Source organism: Enterococcus sp. AZ196 (assembly GCF_050498845.1).
Classification (GTDB): Bacteria; Bacillota; Bacilli; order Lactobacillales; family Enterococcaceae; genus Enterococcus_A; species Enterococcus_A murrayae.
Genome location: NZ_JBIPAM010000001.1, coordinates 3231148 through 3250974, shown reverse-complemented (window position 1 = coordinate 3250974; position 19827 = coordinate 3231148). Strand labels below are relative to the sequence as shown.

The 19827-nt window shown below is 39.4% G+C and carries 21 protein-coding genes; 1 reads left to right on the top strand and 20 read right to left on the bottom strand.

Annotated features, from left to right (window positions below):
• The first annotated feature begins 127 nt into the window (after window positions 1–127).
• Window positions 128–856, top strand: coding sequence for a DNA alkylation repair protein (locus IGI67_RS15605; protein ID WP_207106919.1), 729 nt, complete (start codon window positions 128–130; stop codon window positions 854–856).
• Window positions 857–904: 48 nt separating this feature from the next.
• On the opposite strand, the gene IGI67_RS15600 is transcribed toward IGI67_RS15605, so the two are convergent.
• The 20 genes from IGI67_RS15600 to IGI67_RS15505 all read right to left on the bottom strand — a co-directional run bounded on the left by IGI67_RS15600 (window position 905) and on the right by IGI67_RS15505 (window position 19790).
• Window positions 905–2566 (bottom strand): immunoglobulin-like domain-containing protein, encoded by a 1662-nt coding sequence (locus tag IGI67_RS15600; protein ID WP_429958317.1) that lies wholly within the window; start codon window positions 2564–2566, stop codon window positions 905–907.
• A gap of 484 nt (window positions 2567–3050) precedes the next feature.
• Window positions 3051–4025: a UDP-glucose 4-epimerase GalE gene (gene galE / locus IGI67_RS15595; protein WP_207106921.1), complete on the bottom strand. Its 975-nt coding sequence runs from the start codon at window positions 4023–4025 to the stop codon at window positions 3051–3053.
• Between the two features lie 103 nt (window positions 4026–4128).
• A complete protein-coding gene (locus IGI67_RS15590) occupies window positions 4129–4350 on the bottom strand; it encodes an LPXTG cell wall anchor domain-containing protein (protein ID WP_207106922.1) in 222 nt (73 codons plus the stop codon).
• A gap of 17 nt (window positions 4351–4367) precedes the next feature.
• A complete protein-coding gene (locus IGI67_RS15585) occupies window positions 4368–4988 on the bottom strand; it encodes a hypothetical protein (protein ID WP_207106923.1) in 621 nt (206 codons plus the stop codon).
• A 42-nt stretch (window positions 4989–5030) separates the two neighbouring features.
• Window positions 5031–5549 (bottom strand): hypothetical protein, encoded by a 519-nt coding sequence (locus IGI67_RS15580; RefSeq protein WP_429958316.1) that lies wholly within the window; start codon window positions 5547–5549, stop codon window positions 5031–5033.
• A gap of 6 nt (window positions 5550–5555) precedes the next feature.
• Entirely contained in the window at window positions 5556–7664 is a 2109-nt protein-coding gene (locus IGI67_RS15575; protein WP_429958315.1) for a pectate lyase-like adhesive domain-containing protein, read from the bottom strand.
• 400 nt (window positions 7665–8064) lie between these two features.
• On the bottom strand, window positions 8065–8895 hold the full coding sequence (locus tag IGI67_RS15570; protein WP_429958314.1) for a helix-turn-helix transcriptional regulator: 831 nt from the start codon (window positions 8893–8895) through the stop codon (window positions 8065–8067).
• 5 nt (window positions 8896–8900) lie between these two features.
• Window positions 8901–10898: a HelD family protein gene (locus tag IGI67_RS15565; protein WP_429958313.1), complete on the bottom strand. Its 1998-nt coding sequence runs from the start codon at window positions 10896–10898 to the stop codon at window positions 8901–8903.
• A gap of 133 nt (window positions 10899–11031) precedes the next feature.
• The gene (locus tag IGI67_RS15560; RefSeq protein WP_429958312.1) at window positions 11032–11262 is read right to left on the bottom strand and encodes a hypothetical protein; all 231 of its coding nucleotides are present in this window, start codon (window positions 11260–11262) and stop codon (window positions 11032–11034) included.
• A 19-nt stretch (window positions 11263–11281) separates the two neighbouring features.
• The gene (locus tag IGI67_RS15555) at window positions 11282–11869 is read right to left on the bottom strand and encodes a TetR/AcrR family transcriptional regulator (RefSeq protein ID WP_429958311.1); all 588 of its coding nucleotides are present in this window, start codon (window positions 11867–11869) and stop codon (window positions 11282–11284) included.
• Between the two features lie 122 nt (window positions 11870–11991).
• Complete coding sequence (locus IGI67_RS15550) at window positions 11992–12801, bottom strand: MurR/RpiR family transcriptional regulator (RefSeq protein ID WP_207107753.1); 810 nt, start codon at window positions 12799–12801, stop codon at window positions 11992–11994.
• 31 nt (window positions 12802–12832) lie between these two features.
• Window positions 12833–13234 (bottom strand): PTS sugar transporter subunit IIA, encoded by a 402-nt coding sequence (locus IGI67_RS15545; protein WP_207107754.1) that lies wholly within the window; start codon window positions 13232–13234, stop codon window positions 12833–12835.
• A gap of 20 nt (window positions 13235–13254) precedes the next feature.
• Window positions 13255–14070 (bottom strand): PTS system mannose/fructose/sorbose family transporter subunit IID, encoded by an 816-nt coding sequence (locus tag IGI67_RS15540; RefSeq protein WP_207107755.1) that lies wholly within the window; start codon window positions 14068–14070, stop codon window positions 13255–13257.
• A 4-nt stretch (window positions 14071–14074) separates the two neighbouring features.
• Window positions 14075–14836 (bottom strand): PTS mannose/fructose/sorbose/N-acetylgalactosamine transporter subunit IIC, encoded by a 762-nt coding sequence (locus tag IGI67_RS15535; RefSeq protein ID WP_207107756.1) that lies wholly within the window; start codon window positions 14834–14836, stop codon window positions 14075–14077.
• A gap of 15 nt (window positions 14837–14851) precedes the next feature.
• Window positions 14852–15328 carry a PTS sugar transporter subunit IIB gene (locus tag IGI67_RS15530; RefSeq protein WP_429958310.1) on the bottom strand — a complete coding sequence of 159 codons (477 nt, stop codon included), beginning with the start codon at window positions 15326–15328 and terminating at the stop codon, window positions 14852–14854.
• A gap of 24 nt (window positions 15329–15352) precedes the next feature.
• Window positions 15353–16369, bottom strand: coding sequence for a Gfo/Idh/MocA family protein (locus IGI67_RS15525; protein WP_429958309.1), 1017 nt, complete (start codon window positions 16367–16369; stop codon window positions 15353–15355).
• Between the two features lie 263 nt (window positions 16370–16632).
• Window positions 16633–17337, bottom strand: a complete 705-nt coding sequence (locus tag IGI67_RS15520) for an N-acetylmannosamine-6-phosphate 2-epimerase (RefSeq protein ID WP_429958308.1) — start codon at window positions 17335–17337, stop codon at window positions 16633–16635.
• A gap of 122 nt (window positions 17338–17459) precedes the next feature.
• Window positions 17460–18149: a ribulose-phosphate 3-epimerase gene (locus IGI67_RS15515; RefSeq protein ID WP_429958307.1), complete on the bottom strand. Its 690-nt coding sequence runs from the start codon at window positions 18147–18149 to the stop codon at window positions 17460–17462.
• A gap of 37 nt (window positions 18150–18186) precedes the next feature.
• The gene (locus tag IGI67_RS15510) at window positions 18187–19062 is read right to left on the bottom strand and encodes a class II fructose-bisphosphate aldolase (protein WP_429958306.1); all 876 of its coding nucleotides are present in this window, start codon (window positions 19060–19062) and stop codon (window positions 18187–18189) included.
• Window positions 19063–19079: 17 nt separating this feature from the next.
• Window positions 19080–19790, bottom strand: coding sequence for a GntR family transcriptional regulator (locus IGI67_RS15505; RefSeq protein WP_429958305.1), 711 nt, complete (start codon window positions 19788–19790; stop codon window positions 19080–19082).
• Window positions 19791–19827: the final 37 nt, after the last annotated feature.

Below are 19827 nucleotides of genomic sequence, written 5' to 3'. Positions count from 1 at the left end.
CTCGCCCCCTTTCTTTTCTTATTGTACCAAGTCTCTTTCTCCACCGCTTGGAAGATATTGACTATTTAAAAATTCACTTAAATATATGGTATCATCAAAACAAAGAATCAGATGGAGGCGGATGCAGTTGAAACACAAAGACCATTATAATGATCAATACATTTTAGAGCTGTCAGAAAAATTATCTAATGTACAGCCTGACTTTAACAGTGAAAATTTTTCTACTGAGTTAATCGGCAACTTAGAAGAGAAGGAATTGTTCGCACGCTTTGATTTTATCGTTGATGCGTTAGAAAAAAATTTAAGCGGAGACTATGATGAAACCATCCAAACCTTTTATCAAATGCTTGGTCCAGAACTAGAGCAAGCAACCGGAATGTTTAGTTTTGGCTGGTGGTTATGGCCAATTGGCCGCTATGTCGAACGTCATGGCAATGAAAACTGGGAAGTTTCACTAGCCTTCTTAAAGGAATTGACCAAACGCTTTACTGGCGAGTATGCAATTCGCCCTTTATTAAGGGAACACCCGCAGGAGGTTATGGATGAATTGATCCAGTGGAGCAAAGATGAAAATGTTCATGTACGCCGGCTAGCCTGTGAAGGCGTACGAATTCGTTTGCCATGGTCAGAAAAAATCGATGTCGCCTTAGAGGAGTTTGATCGGTATGCAGAAATTTTGACGAATCTAAAGGATGATCCGGAAAAATTCGTTCAAAAAAGCGTTGGTAATAATCTGAACGATCTTTATAAAGAGGCGCCAGAAAAAGCGGATTTTCTTATCGAAGAGTGGCGAAAAACACCCTCAAGCAAAGCGCAGGAGTGGATCATCAAACACGGGCGTAGAAACCAACATTAGCACAAAAAAGCTTCCTTCATTTTATTCAATGAAGGAAGCTTTTAAACTTTAGTTTACTTTTTTCATGCGTTTAAGAGCAAAAGCGAATAAAACCATAAATCCGCCAATTAGTGTAACGAACAGACTGCTCGACTCTTCACCGGTTTTCGGTAATTGCTTGCCTTGAGTTGCTGTACGTGTTGGGGTGATACTCTTATTCGTCGTGCCATTGCCAGCATTCCCTACATTCTTTGTATCTCCACTTGAGGCAGGATCACCATTTGCTCGAGTTTTTACGCTTAACGTAATCGCCTTAGTACTGGTTTCCCCTTCTGGAGTAGACGCGTAAAACTCAATGTTGTGTTCACCAGTCTCCACTAATGTATTGTCTGCCACTTTTACTTTGATATCGCCATTGGTTACTTTAAATCCATCAATCGTATCGTCAGGATTTTCTGTTTTTGCCCAAGCCATAATCATGTCTTCATTCAATTTATCACCGACATACATTACTTTATTGTCGACTAAAATTTTTGGTGCACGTTTTTCAGCTTTTTCGACTACTTTTACGTCCATCGTTTTGGTGATTGTTGCACCTGTTGAAGCCAATGCTGTATAAGTAACCTTATAATCACCAACTTTTGCAGTATCAACATTTGACTCTGCCCAAACACCGACTCCGCCAGCCGCACTTGCTTTTGCAAGCTTTTCTTCTTTTCCTGAAGGATTCAACACATACGCTTGCGCAAAGCTATATGGATCAAATGCCTGTCCTACTTCAAGACTCAGGGAAGGCTGAATATCCATTCTGATCGTATCTTTCGTATCAACGATCGTAATGTTCACGATTTTTTTCGTGATAGTGAAGTATTCTGAAATAACTGCAATTTCAACCGCCAATGTCCCTGGTTGATCCGTTGAATGATTGCCTGCTACTATAATATTCGCTGTCGCTGTCGGCACAAGCGTTCCATCTGGCTTTCTGATTACAATACGTTCACGGATCGCTTGAATATGATCACTGCCCTTTGGTAAGCTAAAATCACCGATCTCGATCGTATACATGCCAATATCATCCTCAATAACACGGATGATCACTCTTTGTGTAGCCGTGTTTCCTTGAGAATTTTCTACTGTATACGTCAATAAGTAGTCCCCAACTTTGTTCGTGTCAACCGTACCTGAACATTTAACCTTTGCGGTGATGTCTCCATCCTTTTTATCTGTGGCACTAACACCTTTCATCGGATCAAAGCTGCTGCCTTTACGAATACTTTGAGTTGGCAGGATATTGATTGCCGGATGTGTATCGGTTGATTCATTTGCTGGAAACTCTTCTACATCTAAAGGTTTTACTTCCACTTTGCTAGCACTTTCCCCAGTTGAAGAAGTCGTCTTTTCAGCCTCATTTTTTGCTGGTACTTCTGTCTTTGGTGCTTCAGCTGGTTTCACTGTACTGCTTTCAGTTGTCGCCTGAGTTCCCTTGCTTTCAGTTGTCTGACTGCTCCCTGTTGTAGTGCTTGGTACTTTAGGTGTGGAGCTTGGAACTGTTGGTTTATCTTTTACTGGTGCGGAAACACTTGGTTGTGTTTTTGTTGTTTCCTCAGCCTTCTTGACAGTTTCACTCATTACTGCTGGCTGTCCTTCTGTTGCCAGTGCTGTTGGCGCAGCAAGTAATGCAGGTACCAACAAGCCTGCAAGCGCTGCACATGTTAATTGTTTTCTTTTCATCTTTTCTCCTTTTCATACATTTGATACAGTACTCTTCCATTATTAAGCTGCTTCTAAACCAAAATTGGTACTAGTAGCCATTTTAGTCTGGAACACCATCCACGCCTCTGTTCATAGCAAATAACCAGATGCATAAAAATAACAACAAAGTACATACAAAAAGCAACTTCTTATTAGAAGATAACACAAAAGAATCGCTTAACCAACGCAATTATAACCGATAAATAATGATGTTTATTTTATTAATCCATTATTTTAAAAAACAATATATAAATTTTATCCGACAGTTTATTAACTATTCTTTTGCTAAAATAAACAAATCCGAAAAATAGATTTAAATATTAAATCGAATCCTTTTAAAGTTAAGCTTACTAATAACGATTATTACCAACTAATTTTTTTGATCGATTTACAAAAGGGGCAGTGATGAAATCAAAAATAAACAGGAGAGCCCCTCGCTTCTCCTGCAAAATTATTTATAGTATCAATAGCCATTGGGATAGTCTTTTTGAAAACGCCAAGAATCAGAAATAATCTCTTTGATATCGCTGTGTTTTGCTGACCAGCCCAAGACCTCTTTTATTTTGTCATTCGATGCAACTAAACTAGCAGCATCGCCCTTTGCACCAGGTCGGATCTCTAATGGAATCTTTCGTCCAGTAACCTCTCTACAAGCATTAACGACCTCAAGGTTGGAATACCCTTTTGCAGATCCTACATTTAGAATCTGACTAGCCCCGCCCCTTTGTAAATATTCCAAAGCTAAGATATGGGCCTCGACAAGATCCAATACATGGATATAATCTCGTACACAGGTTCCATCAATGGTCGGATAATCATCACCAAAAATCACCATCGTATCCTTTTCACCAGATGCCACCTGCAAAATGACAGGAATCAACCGTGGCCGAACCTCTCCTAAGGTTCCATCCTTCTTTGCTCCGGCAACATTAAAATAGCGCAAAGCGACGAAATTCATTTCTGATGCCTGGCTTTGCCAAGTCATGATCGTTTCCATCATTCGTTTACTTTCACCATAAGGATTGATCGGAGCCGCCTCAGTTGTCTCATCGACAAGAGATTGTTTCGTATTGCCATAAATTGTTGCCGATGACGAAAAGACAATCGACTTCACTTCAAACTCCTGCATAGTCTCCAAAACTACCTCTGTCCCGTAAACATTATTACTAAAATATTTGAGCGGCTGCTCGACGGACTCTCGACCTAATGAAAGTGCTGCAAAATGCATTACCGCGTCTATTTTTTCTTCTTTAAATACCTTACGAAGGAGCTCTTTGTCACGGATATCTCCTTCATAAAAATGAGCTGCTTTATGGATCGCACGTTTGTGTCCTGTAGAAAGATTATCAATAACTGCTACCTCATAACCTCGCATAATTAAACCATCGACAGCATTCGAGCCAATATATCCCGCACCGCCTAGTATTAAAACAGTCATAATATCCTCCTTTGATTTTCCCTATAGTTTATCAGTGTTCGTTTGGTCAGTCTAAAGCTATGCACTATCATTTACTACTGCCAATACGAAAAAGAAGACATCGCTAATCGGATGTCTTCTTTCTTTTCAAAACTAATAGTATAAGCAATAAACAGAGCCCTGAAAAAAACAGATAATAGGTTTGGCTTTCACCTGTTTTAGGATACCCTGAGGCTACCTGTACATTGACGATTTGCTCCTTAGATGGTGATGGACTGCTTGAAGAACTAGTGGTCGTTTCCTGATAAGAGCCCAACATTCCTTCAATTTGAATCTCGCTTTTCATAGATTCGCCCCCTTAATTTAAGGCGTTACTGGATTTCCATCTTTTCCTAATGCTTCAAATGCCAAAGTCAGAGTATGTGATGTTTGCTCAGCATTTCCCTTGTAATACTCATCCTTTGTCGTACCTGAATATTTGTACAGCGTATCTTTAGTATACCCACCAGAAGGATCTGTATCGACGTTCAATTTTCCTTGGTTATTGGCTAAAACTAAAAATTCTCCTGCCGCAAATGATTTCAAATCCACTGTTTTATCCATTGCAGAATAGTCTTTTCCGCTGATTTCTAATGCCTCAACATTATCTAAATTTCCAGAATCTACAGTAAAATCAGCAACAGAGATTTTCACCCCGCGTCCAGAATTATTGGTGATCGCATAATATGGAGAGGTGATAGTTTTATGCTCCGTATCCTTTGTAGTATAAAAAATATTTGCCGTATCTACAGTTACATTGATCCAGTCTTCTGATCCTTCATCAATATTCGGTCCATTTTCATCTGTGTTGTCTTGTCCTAATGATCCATTAACGGTGATGGAAGCTGAATTCGTTCCATTGACATTCTCTTCAGCCGCATAAATGCTTGCTGCCCCTCCAAATAAAACACTTCCTACCAATAATCCGCTTAAAATTTTCTTCATATTCTCTCTTCTCCCTTTTCGTATGTTTTTGTATTGCTGCAATTAATTTTTGACATGAATCGTAATTTTAGCCGCAACCTCACCTTTCTTTTCTTTCGTTTTATCATCATATAAAGAAAACTTAGCCGTCGCCGGATAGTCTCCCTTCGATAATTTCTCCTCTAATTTTGCTTCTTTGACTTCATAGCCTGGTTGAATTGCTCCAGAAGTATAAATTAAATCTCCTGTATCGTTTCGTGTGATCTCGACATTGACTGGATAGGCATTATGCGCTGGATTTTGAATGATCAGTTCGCCTGCTTTATCACCGGTTTCAAACGTAGCTTCCGGTGCAATCACCATATTGAATTTGCTGTGGTCGACCTTTTGCTGAGCCATTTTTTTCAATTCAGCATCACTGATTTCCTTAGCGTCTTTATTATCTGGTAAGAAATCACCGCTGATCATAGAGACGGGCTTTGGCGCTTCTCGAGTAAGAAAATAGGCGCCTATTCCACCTAAAGCCAGTAATAGTAATAAAACTATTAGCCATTTTCTTTTGTTTTTTTGTTTTTCTTCCATCAATTTTTATTCCTTTCTTGCAGCAGTCAATGTCAACCGATATTGAACCTGTTGGGCTTTTTTTACTTCTCCATAGTACTTGCCCGAAAAGCCCATGGTCGTTGAAGCATTCCCTGCCAATTCAGCAAATGACAACGGAGACTCATGGAGCTGCTCAGTCAATGCCCCTAAGCTTTTGTTTCCTTCTGTCAGGTTCAAAAATAAATCTTTTTGATTTGTTTCATCCTCTTCCTGTAATAAACGAATGCCGGCCGGATTTGACAGCTCTTGAATATCCGTAGCTTGGATCGCCACCGCAAAGGAGCTGTGGTTATCGATTGAATACGTATTTGCAGGAGTGACTGCCTGCTGTCCAGCTTTCTTTTCAGTGTAAAATGCTGCTTCAATTGGAAAGCTGACATTGATCATTTCTTGTTGTGTTTTAAACGGCACCTCCAACCAATCACTTGATTGACTATCCGGATCACAAACGATTCGAACATAAAGCCAATAATCCGTTCTTTCCTTAAGATTCGAAAACGTCCCTTTATCAGTTAGATTGGAAAACGACTGCTGCTCGATCAGTCCTGTCTCGTCATTCGCAGGATCAGCAACTTTTTTTGAATACAGTTTAAACTCCATACCGCTAACCATTTCATCATTGTTGTTCAACTGATACTCTTTTAGCTGAAAGCTTGCTTCATTGACCTGTATATCCTGACTCACATCCAGCAGTTCTACTGGTGGATTTAACCGTGTCAAACTTATTCTGTTAGTATTTTTCAATGCTGTTTTTTCAGCAGTTGTAAAATCCGGCGTATTCGTCTGAACAGATCGAGAGATATCAGTAGAAGCAATATGCCAAGTTCCAGCATCTAGCTGTGAGGTCAGCGAAGTATCCTCTGTCATTACACCGTATCCCCGCGTCCTCTCACTAAATGGCGCATAGATAAATTTATTCGTTCCTCCTACAAAGCCTATGGGATTATAGGTAGTTCCAGGCTTCCCTTGAAAAGTAATTTGTTGCGCATTATCAATTTCAAAGGTTGAATTTGCACCGACTGCCCGATTAAAAACGGACTCACTATCACTGATTGAGAAATGTCCGATTGAATCAGGAAGAAATTTGAACATACTGCCATTTGCTATTTTGATGCTGTTTGGATAACTGATCGAAAACTCTGCACCCTCACCAACTGTTAAAAACGCCGGCTTATTAAAGTAATAGAAATCTCCTTTTGCTGAATTCGTTCCTTTTACTGAAAGCTTTGAGTTATTGTCCAATGTGATCACACCATTATTTGCTCCATCAGAGTAAATGAAATTGTGGTTCGAGGTAATATCGACCTCGGCTTCTTCTCCTACTGTGATGCTAGCAGGATTTGCAGGCATCCATACACTGCCTAAAGCATCGCTTGTATTTTGGACGATCGTCGTATGACTGCCTGCTGTAAACTCAAGATTATTGGTTTCAGCAAACTCTTGACCATTAGCTGTAGAGCCATCTGGATTTTGCTGCATAAATTGATTCGTTCCATAAAAGTAAATCTTGCTATTGAGATTTCTTAGGTAAAAAGGCTGTGCACTTTGATTCGAATAATAATTAACGTTTTCAATATGTAATTGAACAGCAGCACTACTTTGCATAATCCCATAAAGTCCCAAAGCAGGTACCGTATAATCTGTTGAACCAAACGTCATATTCTGCAATCTAATCGTTAACCCGCCAACGGTTGTATACAGTCCTTTATTTGAATTTAGATTCCCGCCGTTATAGGAAATCTGGCGATTGTTTCCATCAATAGTCACATCTCCTGTAATTGGAATAGCGGTATTCCCAAAATCAAAAATTTCTGTAGAATCAGCAAGCTTTATGTATGGCTCTTTATTTTTTAGTGCTGTCTGCAACTCACTAACAGTAGAAACAATTAGCCATGCTTCCTCGTACTTTTGATTCTCAATAACGATCTCATTATTCTCAGTTACACTTGCTTGCGTTGAAGAGCTTTCTTGAGTATTTTCTGGTTCCACAACTTCAATGTCTGCTAGCTCAGCTTGTACAGGAGATTCCAAAGAACAAACACTAAAAACCATAAAGAAAAAGATCAAAATAATATGTAATTTGTATTTATCCATTACTATCAACCCCAAACTCATTAAAAATCTGGCAACAATAACAATATAAAATAAGAATAACGATATAACAAATCCAAAAAAAATAAAAATGTAAAATAACTAACGTTGCTGAAACCCGATACATAATTCATTAATTTCCGCCACTGCATATTATTAAATAATGATTATAATTAGATTCGCCCAATATTTTTTAAGTTTTTTTTAAGTAAGAAGCTTGGTTTGTGCCTTTTTTGTGAAAATCTGACCTTTTTCGATTTTTTTCATCCTGCTTTTTTTATCATTCAGCTTCACCAAAAATTATTTTGAAGTAATTTGATTAAATGTTAGCGGATTAAATATTAATTATTTATAAAAAAAACAGCCTAATTCATTATTAAGCTGTTTGACTTTACTAAACTATTCAGTTAATACCCGTTAGCGGGAGAATCATTTTTTCCGTTGGATAGTTGAAATCGAACGTCTCATCACTGGAAACAAATCCTAATTTTAACAACCGTTTGCGATGTCCGATATCTAATTTATCAAACGCTCTAAAGGTCGTCGTCCTGAGCATGCGGGGGTGTTTATCCAAAATCAATTTCATCAACAGTTTTTTTTCGATCGCTAAATCCCAACAAAAGGGCAAGGCTGTGAGGTTTTCAATCGTTTGCTTTTGAGAATCGAAAAGGAGCAAACCGACGATCCGCCCTTTTGCCCAAGCAAGATAGCAGTTTTCTTCCTTGATAACTATTTTAAGTGATCGTAAGTAATCCCTCTTTTCTAAATAGGGCAAAGCCCCCCGCATCAATTGCGCAAAATGGAGGATTTTCTCTTGGTCTCTAGGCATCCCTCGTTGAATAATCACCTCCCGTTCCTCTGCCCACACTAAGCAGTCCGAAACAGCATAAGGTTCTTCAATAAAAAATTCTTTATTCTGTGATCGATAGCCATTAGGAGGAAGCTTAAAAAGCTCCTCGAAAGCTTTTGTAAAGGCTTGATGGCTTTGATAGCCTATTTGAAAGGCCACCTCAATAATTCTTTGATCTGAATAGAGCAAAGCCTTGGCCGCTTCGTTTAAGCGCCGCCGTTTGATGTAATTGTAGAGTGATTGTTGTGTCGTTTCTTTAAATTCATGCAGTAAGTAATATTTTGAATAATTGAGCTGACTTGCCAGCTCCTCCAACGTTATCTTCTCCTGCAGGTGCTCTTCAATGTACTCTGTGATACTTGCGACCAATCGGGAATTATTCATGATTTTCACTTCCTTTGGAGAAAATAGAGGGCGTGCATTGCTCGTGTCGCGGCAACAAACAACTGTTGTCTTCCTAATAGACCAGGGTAATTTTCTTCATCAGCATCCACAATGATTACCGCATCAAACTCCAATCCCTTCGACTGTACAAGCGGACAAATGGACAGATGCTCCTGCAAGTTTGCTGCTTCATCCGTCAATACTTCGCAAATCATGCCTTGCTTTTCTAGTAAATCCAGCCATTCATTTGCTTGAGACAAGGTTTTCGTTATCAACGCAATCGTTGACAGTCCTTTTTCTCTTAACTGATTTACTATCTCTATTATACTTGAAATTTCCTCTGCTTGAGAAGGAACGATCCGTTTTTCAGGTTCCATTCCATGGCGCAAAACAGGTTCAATCGTCTGATCGTTAATTATTTTTTTCGCACAAGAAATGATTTCATAGGTTGACCGATAGCTCTTCGTAAGAAAAATCGACTGTGCTTTGGGATAGTAAGTCTGTAACTCCCCTAGCGTCATTTCATTGAGTGTGGTCAGAGGTTGAGTAAAATCTCCTATTAATAATATCGGACAAGAAAATAATTTTTTGACTACCTCATATTGAATCGGTGTATAATCCTGCATCTCGTCGATGATCAGGTAGCGAATTTTCGAAAACTCATCAATGCCCTCAATAAATAAGCGAATATAGATAATAGGAAACAGATCAGAATAACTAGAAGCCTTTTTTGTTGAAAAATTATGTTCCGTTAAAAAATTATGATACAGCTTGGTACCAGTCGTATAGTGGAACTGCTTCTTCAAACGACTAAACAGCTGATTTTTCGTCGGCTTCCGTTTTGGTTGGAAAGGCCGAGTGCGCAGATCTTCCAGTATATCTTCCGCGATAAGCCGGAAACGTTCGAAAATTGGTTTCTTATGGTATGCCTTGTACCGCTTTAAAATGTATTCTGCATCATAAGCGTACTCGCCAATCGTTATCGTTTGCGGGGAAAATTTTTCAACTTCTTGGAGATAGTTTTGCAAGTCTTCTACCAACTGTTTCGTTGAGAGATAACTGATCCGTTCACTTAGCTGCGGCTGATCATTCAAATACAAAGATTCGATCTCTTGAAAACGCGAAGGTGCGTTCGTCTTTCCCGCAAGCTTCTGACCAAAGGCATCGATCGTCCATTCCGTTATGGGTTCTTCTCCCAACTCTGGCAGCACCTGTGCAATAAACTGGCTAAAGGTACGATTTGGTGAAAGGATCATTACCTGATCAGACGTGATCTGCTCGCGAAAATGATAAAGTAGGAAAGCAATGCGATGCAAAGCAATCGATGTTTTACCTGATCCAGCAACACCCTGAATGATCATATCCTTTGAATGACTGTCGCGAATCACCTGATTTTGTTCTTTTTGGATCGTACTGATGATGGTAGACATTTGCCCGCCCTTTTGCTGATGCAGCTCCTTTTGCAGAACCTCATCGAAAACAGTCGTATCAGATTCTACAACATAATCGATCGTTCCATCATTAAATTTGATTTGGCGTTTTCGCTTGATCTCACCAGATGCCGTTCCTGCTGGTGTCTGAAAATGTGCTTCTCCCAAATCATAATCATAGAAGACACTTGCAATAGACGCACGCCAATCATAAATCAATAAGCCTTGATCCTTCGTTGAAAAAGAAAAGGAACCTACATAGATTTTTTCTACTACATGCTCGCCTTCATAGACAAAATCAACGCGAGTAAAATAAGGATTTTTCTTTTGCTTTTCCAAACGAACCAATTGTCTCCCGCTGACTGATTCCGCCAATTGCTGCTGATCCAACAGCCGAGAATTGATAAACATTTCATGGGGATCGATCTCACCTTTATAATCGATCAAATATTGGTGAAATTGCTTTGATTCCTTCGTAAAATGAATCAGCTCCTCTTCAAGACCAGCCTCCTTCTTTTCAATCTCCCTGCGAATCGCCCGCCATTCTTTTTGTTCTTGCGCTAACACATCCATCAATGATCACCTCTCACAAACTTGGTCAAATAACTAGTATAAATGAGCGGCGAAAAAAATTTTTCATCAATGTTGCGGTCATTTACGAAAAAAAACGCTGGAGCACAGAGCTGCTCTAGCGTTCGATTTTCTCCTAATCCTTTAACTGGTAATGAAGTGCAGTCGCTCCCGCAAGCCCAATAATACCTAACGTGAACATAGCTTTACTAGATAGCAAGACACCACCTGCTAACAATCCCGCACCTACCACAGCATTGCTTTTTGCACTAGCTTGAAGGCTTCTTTTGGTTGGTCTAGGAATCTTGATAGTCACGTTCATATCTTCCGCCATTTTTTCAAAATATTTTGCTGAATGATCAAACATTTCTCTTCCTCCATTTCTTTTATTCCTCAATAAATAATCGATCACTGATTGTTTCTAGCATAAAAGTAAACACTTCTTCTTGGTCATAGACTGTATTGGTCAGCGTTACTGTGTAAAGTAAACTGCTGAGTACACCAAATGCCTTTTCCTCTGGCACTGTTAATTTAAGCTTCGTACACTTTAGGACATATTCAAAAAAGGATAAGGAGCCGTTTGTAAATTCCTTACGCTCATCCTCACTCAATCGATTCAGCAAAGCAAAAAAATCTGGATTTGAAAAATCATATAGAAATGGTGAGGCCTGATATTCACGATACAAAGCAGCCATCGCATGGATAAATCCTTCCCTATTAGGCCTTTTTTCCAAAATTCCCATCCAATCATTTCTTAAACGTTCCTGAACCGAAAGGAAGGTCTCAAGAAATAACTCTTCTTTATTCTCAAATAAAAGATAAAACGAGCCCGTAGCAATCCCCGTCTCTTTTGTAAGTTCACCGATCGTCGTTTTTCGATACCCGAATTTGGACCAGCTTTTCTCACAAGCCATACATAGTTTATTCCTCAAATTCTCTTTTTCTTCCTCAGAGAATCCTTTACTTCTTTTCACGAAATCCCACTCCCATCACCATGAATATATCCTTTTGCATATTCATGATACATTAAAAAGAAAGCAGGTACAAGATTGTCCCTAAAAAAGCACAGGAAAATGATTCTTTCCTGTGCACATATTTATTCTTCCACCCGCTTATCGATGATAGCTTTTAATGTTTTTTCTCTGATTTCTAAGCTCTTTGAAGCATGGTGTTCATTTTCATAAATATCAACTATCAATCCAGATATATACATTTGACTCATTCTGCCAGGTACTGGCGAACTAAAAAACTCATCATAAGAACTCTGAATGACCACATCGCTCAATTTCGCGATTGGTGAAAGTAAATAATTCGTTATTCCTACAACTACCACGTTATTTTCTTTAGCGATGTTGATTGTATCAATTAAATTTGCCGTTCGGCCAGACAATGAAAAAACAATAAGCAAATCATCGTGAGTCAGTACATTTGCAGCATTTACTTGAAAATCTGAATCTAATAAAGCCGTTGACTGCACACCATTTCTTAACAGTAATTTTTCCAAATCTATGGCGGCTAATCCACTTTGCCCTTTACCTAAGATATAAATATGGCGCTTTTCTTCAATTAGATCCACAACTTTTCTATAGTCATTTTCATCAATAAGGTCATGTGTCCGATCTAAAGTCTCTTTGATTTTATTCAATAAAGAGGTGTTGCTAAAATTGTCTTGTTCAATACGCACATTATTTTTAGCAATTGCGATTTTCAGTTCAGTAAATCCTGAGAACCCTACCTTCTTACATAGTCGATTGATCGTGGCATCCCCAACATTTAGTAATTGTTTCAAATCACTTATTGTATTGTGTACGACCTTATCCTTATTTGAGACTATATAATCCGCAACTTTTCGTTCTGATTTAGTCAATTGATCGTAATTATTACTTATCGTATCTATAGCATTCATTGAGTTCTGTCCTTTAGTATTAGTGAGTCAATCAAATATTCAACGTTTGATTCAAATTCATGATACCATCTTTTCCTACACTAATCATATCATTAAAATCAACATTTTCTGACCTTAATTGACTATATTCCAAAATTAACGGCAAGTTCATACCAGTAATGATTTGAAGCCTCTCCTTATACTGCGTATCTGTTAATAGCTTTGCTGCAATATTAGCAGGAGTACCAAAAGCTAAATCACAGAAAATGACTACCCCGTCTCCTGTATCAATCAAATCAACTTTGTCAGATAACGCAGCTCTAAAGTCCATGATATCTTCACCCGCTGATAGCGTCAGGGTATCAAGCTGCTCCAGCTGACCTGAAAAAAGCTCCAGCGTATCCCGCATTCCCTCTGCCAAATTCCCATGGCTGACAAGTAAAATTCCCTTCATGTTAATCTTTCCCTTTCCTTTTAAACGATTCCAAAGAATGATAAAGCGACTGATACGAGGATCGTACCGAAGATCACTTTTGAAATACTAACTTTTTTCTTTCCAATTAAATAATAGAACAAAAACAAAACTAATATTGAGAAAAGCCCCGGAATCAAATTGTCAAAATTATCTTGAATCTTCATTTTTGTTTCGCCGAATGTGACAGCCAGTGGTGTGACCAACGTTACCATAGATGCTGTCAAAGCCCCCATCATCATCATTCCTAAAATATTGGCACCCTCTAAAACATCGGTCATTAGTCTAGAAGATAATACATCCTTTATCGCTTCGCGACCTTTTATATAAGTGAGATTCGTTGTCAAAACCAATTCGCACATCAAAATAAAATTCCCTAAAAAGAGCATTAACAAACCGAAGAACGAGCCGCCTGCAGCCAGAGTGCTGGCGGCTAGTATGCATAAAGTCTGCAATGTACCCGCGCTAAATGAATCTCCGAACGCCGCAACCGGCCCCATCAACCCTGTTTTAATACCAATAATTGCTTCGTCTGAAATCGTTCCTTCATTCGCTTTTTCTTCTTCCATAGCTAGTACCGTACCTAAAATCAAACCGCCAGCCGTACAGTTTGTATTATATAGTTCGAGATGCCGCTTTAAAGCCAGCTTCAAATCATCCGTCGTGTCGTATAGTTTTTCTAGCACAGGCATCAATGAATAAGTAAAAGAAATTGATTGCATTCTTTCATAGTTTAAAGATATTTCAGTGGAAAAATACCATCTGAACATCGTTTTATTGATATCTGAACGCGTCAGTTTTTTTTCATTTTTTTCCATTTTATTACCCTCCCATCGATTCAGAAAGCTGCTTGCGATTTAACACAGTAATGAAGGCGATCGAAATTGCAATGATCCCTGTAACTAAAGAGTTCATTCCCAATACTGAGACACAAACAAACCCAATGATAATATAGGGAATCAGCCTAGGTTTTCCAATAGAATTGATGATCAGGGCAAAACCAACCGCAGGTAAAACACCACCAGCAACTTCTAAGCCATGCATAATCCATTCTGGCACAATTTTTAAAAGATTCAGCATAACGTCCTGTCCAAATAGTACAACGATAAATACTGGTAAAAACAATAATAGAAAAGAAGTTGCCGCAGGATACCAGATAGCTGTTCGGGCAATTCCTTTAGTATCCGCTTTTTCAGCATATTCATCTGCCTTATGCACTAAAGGAACATTAATAATCTTACGTAAATTCAATAATTGCGCTCCTAAAAGCCCCAATGGAACAGCAAATGCGATTGCCTGCTCTACTGATAATCCCGTATTTAGAGCAATCGGTATCATCGTTGCCGCTGCCATTCCCTGATCAGTTGGCAAGTTTCCACCAGGAGCGATGATCCCAGCAAATACAGCAGCTATCCCTCCTCCAATCATTAGGCCAGACACCACATCCCCATAAATCAAACCGGAGATAATCCCTATAAAAATCGGATTTCCAATAAAAAATAAGGCAAAATATCCTCCGATCATTCCACGACTTAGCCAATAGACCAATGCCATTGCGACAGCCATCATTACACTATTATCCATAGTATTTCCCCCTGACTATTTGATTTTATTAGCAATACTTTCTAACGTGATCTTCTCGTTTTCAGGAATTGGTTGAATGTAGACATTTAGTCCCTGAGTATCCAACTGCTTCAATGTTTCAAATTCTTCCATCGTCAATGCAACACCGGATGTCACAAATTGACTAGCTTTACCAGTTTGAACAGCCCCAACATTCAACTCAACTAGCTCCACACCATTCTCCAATGCCCGCTGAGCATTTCTAATATCTTTAAAAATAATCATGACATCATCATTTTTTTTATTCAGCGTTTCCTCCAGCTCTGCCACAGAAACAATCTCCACTTCGTTTCCCGGAGCGGCAAGCTTATAGATGTCACACATGAAATCATCATTTTTCAGCTCATCGTCTGCCACAATGATACGATTCACTGGATGGTATTTGATCCATTTCACAACAACTTGCCCATGTATCAATCTGTAATCCACTCTGACAATTCTTTGCTTTGCCATATTTGATTCCTCCCATTATTTGTTTTATTGAAGCTTAACCCGTTCTCCTGTTCTTAAACTTTCATGAATCGCATCGGTAACTTTAGCTGCTTGTAAGCCATCATATACATCTGCCACAAAATCAGAACCATCGATTAGACTATCAATAAAACTGTTAATCGGATCTGCCCCGAAGCCGACCACTTTATTATTGAAATCATTAAAGAAGAAGACATTTGGAGTGTGTGTTTTTTCTTTGTCTGCCATCTCAACACCACGATCTTGATTATTGATCCTAATGTACTTTTCTGATGTCAGGACTGCCGTGCGACTGTCATTTACTTTGGCGAAGCCTGATGGTAAAATCCAAGAATTTTCCAACGTCCATGTGCAATCGTTTTCAAAAGTAATAATCGATTGGACACTGTCGTAAGTATCTACGCCCAGACTAGGCAGCAGCTTCTTTGAACCTACTGAATAGACCTCAGTGACTTCACAGTTCATATACCAGCGCATTAAATCGACGCAGTGTACTCCTAGAAAATCGATTGGATCAGAGGCATTTCCCCACTTGAACCACTTAGTAGGAACATCGATTGTGTCATCCATATTCATGTAGCCGCGAATTGGGTAGCCGTTCTCAGATTCTTTTAACTGATTGTAGGTGTAAATAGCCGCTGGGTCCCATCGCTTATGAAAATCAACCGCAACTCTGACCTGATTCTTTTCTGCAGCATCCAAAATAATTTGACAGTCTTTCACCGTCGTAGCTAACGGTTTTTCTATCAATACATCAAGACCATGATTGATACAGGCAACAGCTGGCTCTACGTGTAAATGATCTGGCGTGGCAATAGAAACCGCATTCAATTTCTCATTAGCGAGCATTTCCTCCACCGTAGCATAAGTATTTACCTTGTACTTTTTTTCTATTTTCCCCCTAATTTCTGCATTGAAATCGCATACAGCTACCAACTCAACAAATGGATTTTGCTTATAGACATCGACATGATGGATGCCATAAATACCCGCACCAACAACAGCAACTTTCAAATTCTCCATAAAAATTATCCTCCATTATTAACGTTTTGGGATATTTTATCCACAAACTCAGTTTATCAGGTTTTCTATCCTTGTCAATAGAATTCTGAAAATAAAATTAGATTTGTTGTCTATGTTTCACAGAATATTTTTAGTGAAACAACGTAAAAAGGCCATCAAAATTTCTTATCGTATTGAAAAGTTCAATCACTCCATACGATAAGAAACTTCGATGACACACTTAGTATATATTGAAAACCACTCCATGTTTAAAATCAGACGTACTACTTATGATCAGTTAATTCCGCTGTAAACCGCGCCGTAATCTCTTTTGGTCGGGTAATCGCGCCGCCAACAACGATTCCGCATACTCCCATTGCTTGGATTTTTTTCGCTTGTTCAGGTGTATGAATCTGTCCTTCCGCAATAACAGGCAAACCAGCAGCAACTAACTTTTCAATCAATTCAAAATCTGGTCCCTGCCCTTTGCGATCGGCTGTTTCCGCAGTATAACCGCTTAAAGTCGTACCCACAAAATCAACACCTGCTTGATAAGCATTCACTCCTTCTTCAAAAGTGGCAATATCTGCCATCAATAATTGTTTAGGATACTTCTCTTTGATTTGTTGAATAAATTGATTGACCGTCCGTCCATCATGACGTTTACGCATCGTACAATCCAGTGCAATAACCTCTATTCCTATTGTCGCCAACTCATCCACTTCCTGCATACTAGCAGTAATAAATGGCTCCTCCGGCGGATATTGTTTTTTGATCAAACCGATCATAGGCAGATCCACTGCCGCTTTAATTTCTTGAATATCCCTCACAGAATTGGCGCGAATTGCTGCGGCGCCGCCTTCTTTTGCAGCTGTTGCGAGCAGTGGCATTATTCCTCCATTCTCAGTATATAAAGGTTCGCCAGGCAAGGCCTGACAAGAAACAATCAAGCCGCCTTTTATCTGGTTTAAAAATTCTTCCTTCGTCATTTGCTCCGCTCCATTTCACTCACTAAGTCTTACTCTAATGAAAGAGTAACACGTCATAAAAAATCTGTATAGACGACTGATTTATGTAGCGAAATAGGCAATAAAAAAACTTGCCTAAAATATTAAGACAAGTTTCGATCTTCTTCTATTGAGACCAAGCTCCGCTTCAGACTCTCCACCTTTTCGGTATAAGTACCTGGTTTGGTATTGAAGAGTGCAGATGTTCCAACAACATAGATGGTCGCACCGATCCTACTAATGGCAGCTGCTGTTTTAGAATTGATGTTGCCATCAACTTCAATCAGAGGCCTTGTTTTTTGTGCTTCAAGCTGACGGTTCAAGCACTCAAGCTTATCTAAAACCGACCATTGAAATTTTTGACCGGCAAAGCCAGGATTAACCGTCATCACGAGGACTAATTCTATTGAAGCTAAATGAGGAAAGAGTGTTTCAATTGGTGTTTCAGGATTTATTGCAATTCCTGCCTTCAGACCGTGGTCATGGATCTTTTTCACTAGTTCATCTGGCTCTTTGGTCGCTTCGAGATGAAAAGTCAAATAATCTGGAGCCAATGGCGCAAACATCTCGATGTATTTTTCTGGGTCCGCACAAGCCAAATGAATATCAGTAGTAAATTTTCCGGTTCCAATAATTGGTTCCAGCACATAAGGCGCCATCGCCAAGTTATTTACATAGACACCGTCCATTACGTCACAATGCAGCCAATCAATCCCCGCCTCATACAGAGCTTCCAATTCCTGTCCCAACGCCAATTGATCTCCACACATGATCGATGCCGCAATCTTCTCCATCTTTTCTCCTCCATCAAATTGACTTAACGTGAATGGATCAAGGGTTCTTAAAAATCTCCATCGCTGCTTTTACATTGCTCTTCATAGCCGCTGTTGCTTTGAGTGACAGCTCATCGAAGAACACTGAGCCTTCTGAGAAATTCTCCAACTCCTCCTGCATAGCTTTGCCGGCTGCTTTGTTCATATAGGTATAATAGTTGATCTTGCAAATGCCATTTTTTATTGCGGTTCGATAATTTTCTTCTGATACGCCGGAGCCGCCATGCATTACAAAAGGCACATCGATTTTCTCTTTGATTTGAAGAATTCGATTTAGGTCAAGCTTTGGTTCTTTCAAATAAACGCCGTGGACGGTACCAAAACCGATTGCTAAACAATCAACGCCGGTCTCCTCCACGAATGACTTGGCCAAATCAGGATCTGTGTATACATCATCCAAATCTTCATAATCCTCGCTGGAATCTGACCCTCTTCCTTCTCCGCCGCCTATTGCCGACGTAAAGATATGTCCTAATTCAGCCTCAACACTTACTCCCGCGGCATGAGCGATTTTTACGATCTCTTTGGATTCTGCCAAATTGACCTCATATTCCTTGCTGGACGCATCATACATCACAGAAGTAAAGCCTAATCGAATCGCTTTGACACACATATCAAAAGACGCTCCATGATCCAAATGGACCGCAACAGGAACTTTCGCTGCTTTAGCATACTGAAGCATGATCGGTCCGATTTCCTCTAGTGGAATCAGATTTTCATGTACTTCTGCATGCTGTAAAATCACGGGTGAATCCAGTTCTTCCGCCGCTTGAATAACGGCTCGTATTGCTTCGAGATTGGGTACGTTAAATGCCCCAACTGCGTATTTCTTTTCTTTCGCATCCTTCAAAAGTTCACTTAATGTTACTAACATGAATCTTCCCCCTCGTTTTATTTACTAAAACGATATTCAAGATTTGTTGAGAATACATCCGTATAGACATAAGAAAGTTCAATCGGCTTCTCATTCCAATAGGCCATATTGTTAACGACCATGACCACCGCAGGATTTGAAATATTCAAGTATTCGATTTCTGAATAATTGGCCATCCGAGCACTTACTCGCTGACTGATGATCTCTGGATATATCCCGAATTGGTTCAACACCTTCCAAAGAGATTTATCCGTCAAATCAAAGGAACCAATCTCTGGGCAACGTGCAATCGGAATAAAACTTTCCGTTAATGAATAAACTGTTCCATCGACACTCCGTAAACGTAAAAGGTAGAAAACGTAATCATTTTCCGCGATTTGAAGTTCTTTACTCAATTTTTGATCGGCTTGAATGACGTTTTTTTTCAACACCTTGGAGCTGATTTTCTTTTTACGTGAAACAATATCTTCATAAAACCCAGAAACATGCATACTTGAAACAACCTTCACATCCCGATCTGGAATAATAAAGCCTTTGCCTTCAATATAGGTAACGATGCCTTGCCTTTCCAGTGATTCCAGCGCACGTTTTATCGTCGTTCTGCTTACGTTAAATGTTTCTGACAGCTTGCGTTCGCTGGGCAGCGGTTTTCCTTGACCACTCAACACTTTGGCTAAATTTTGAATATCATCGCTGATTCTTTTATACTTTGGAATAAACTCTTCCACTTCGATAATCCTCCCTTCACTCGCCTTGTCTTGGATA

Bases quoted from the DNA above. Each gene is read 5' to 3' on its own strand.
- IGI67_RS15510 (WP_429958306.1), bottom strand. From the start codon at position 19,062: ATGTTAGTAACATTAAGTGAACTTTTGAAGGATGCGAAAGAAAAGAAA.
- IGI67_RS15585 (WP_207106923.1), bottom strand. From the start codon at position 4,988: ATGAAGAAAATTTTAAGCGGATTATTGGTAGGAAGTGTTTTATTTGGA.
- IGI67_RS15525 (WP_429958309.1), bottom strand. From the start codon at position 16,369: ATGGAGAATTTGAAAGTTGCTGTTGTTGGTGCGGGTATTTATGGCATC.
- IGI67_RS15515 (WP_429958307.1), bottom strand. From the start codon at position 18,149: ATGGAGAAGATTGCGGCATCGATCATGTGTGGAGATCAATTGGCGTTG.
- IGI67_RS15590 (WP_207106922.1), bottom strand. From the start codon at position 4,350: ATGAAAAGCGAGATTCAAATTGAAGGAATGTTGGGCTCTTATCAGGAA.
- IGI67_RS15580 (WP_429958316.1), bottom strand. From the start codon at position 5,549: ATGGAAGAAAAACAAAAAAACAAAAGAAAATGGCTAATAGTTTTATTA.
- IGI67_RS15550 (WP_207107753.1), bottom strand. From the start codon at position 12,801: ATGAATGCTATAGATACGATAAGTAATAATTACGATCAATTGACTAAA.
- IGI67_RS15575 (WP_429958315.1), bottom strand. From the start codon at position 7,664: ATGGATAAATACAAATTACATATTATTTTGATCTTTTTCTTTATGGTT.
- IGI67_RS15540 (WP_207107755.1), bottom strand. From the start codon at position 14,070: ATGGAAAAAAATGAAAAAAAACTGACGCGTTCAGATATCAATAAAACG.
- IGI67_RS15600 (WP_429958317.1), bottom strand. From the start codon at position 2,566: ATGAAAAGAAAACAATTAACATGTGCAGCGCTTGCAGGCTTGTTGGTA.
- IGI67_RS15565 (WP_429958313.1), bottom strand. From the start codon at position 10,898: ATGGATGTGTTAGCGCAAGAACAAAAAGAATGGCGGGCGATTCGCAGG.
- IGI67_RS15560 (WP_429958312.1), bottom strand. From the start codon at position 11,262: ATGTTTGATCATTCAGCAAAATATTTTGAAAAAATGGCGGAAGATATG.
- IGI67_RS15570 (WP_429958314.1), bottom strand. From the start codon at position 8,895: ATGAATAATTCCCGATTGGTCGCAAGTATCACAGAGTACATTGAAGAG.
- IGI67_RS15520 (WP_429958308.1), bottom strand. From the start codon at position 17,337: ATGACGAAGGAAGAATTTTTAAACCAGATAAAAGGCGGCTTGATTGTT.
- IGI67_RS15535 (WP_207107756.1), bottom strand. From the start codon at position 14,836: ATGGATAATAGTGTAATGATGGCTGTCGCAATGGCATTGGTCTATTGG.
- IGI67_RS15545 (WP_207107754.1), bottom strand. From the start codon at position 13,234: ATGAAGGGAATTTTACTTGTCAGCCATGGGAATTTGGCAGAGGGAATG.
- galE (WP_207106921.1), bottom strand. From the start codon at position 4,025: ATGACTGTTTTAATACTAGGCGGTGCGGGATATATTGGCTCGAATGCT.
- IGI67_RS15530 (WP_429958310.1), bottom strand. From the start codon at position 15,328: ATGGCAAAGCAAAGAATTGTCAGAGTGGATTACAGATTGATACATGGG.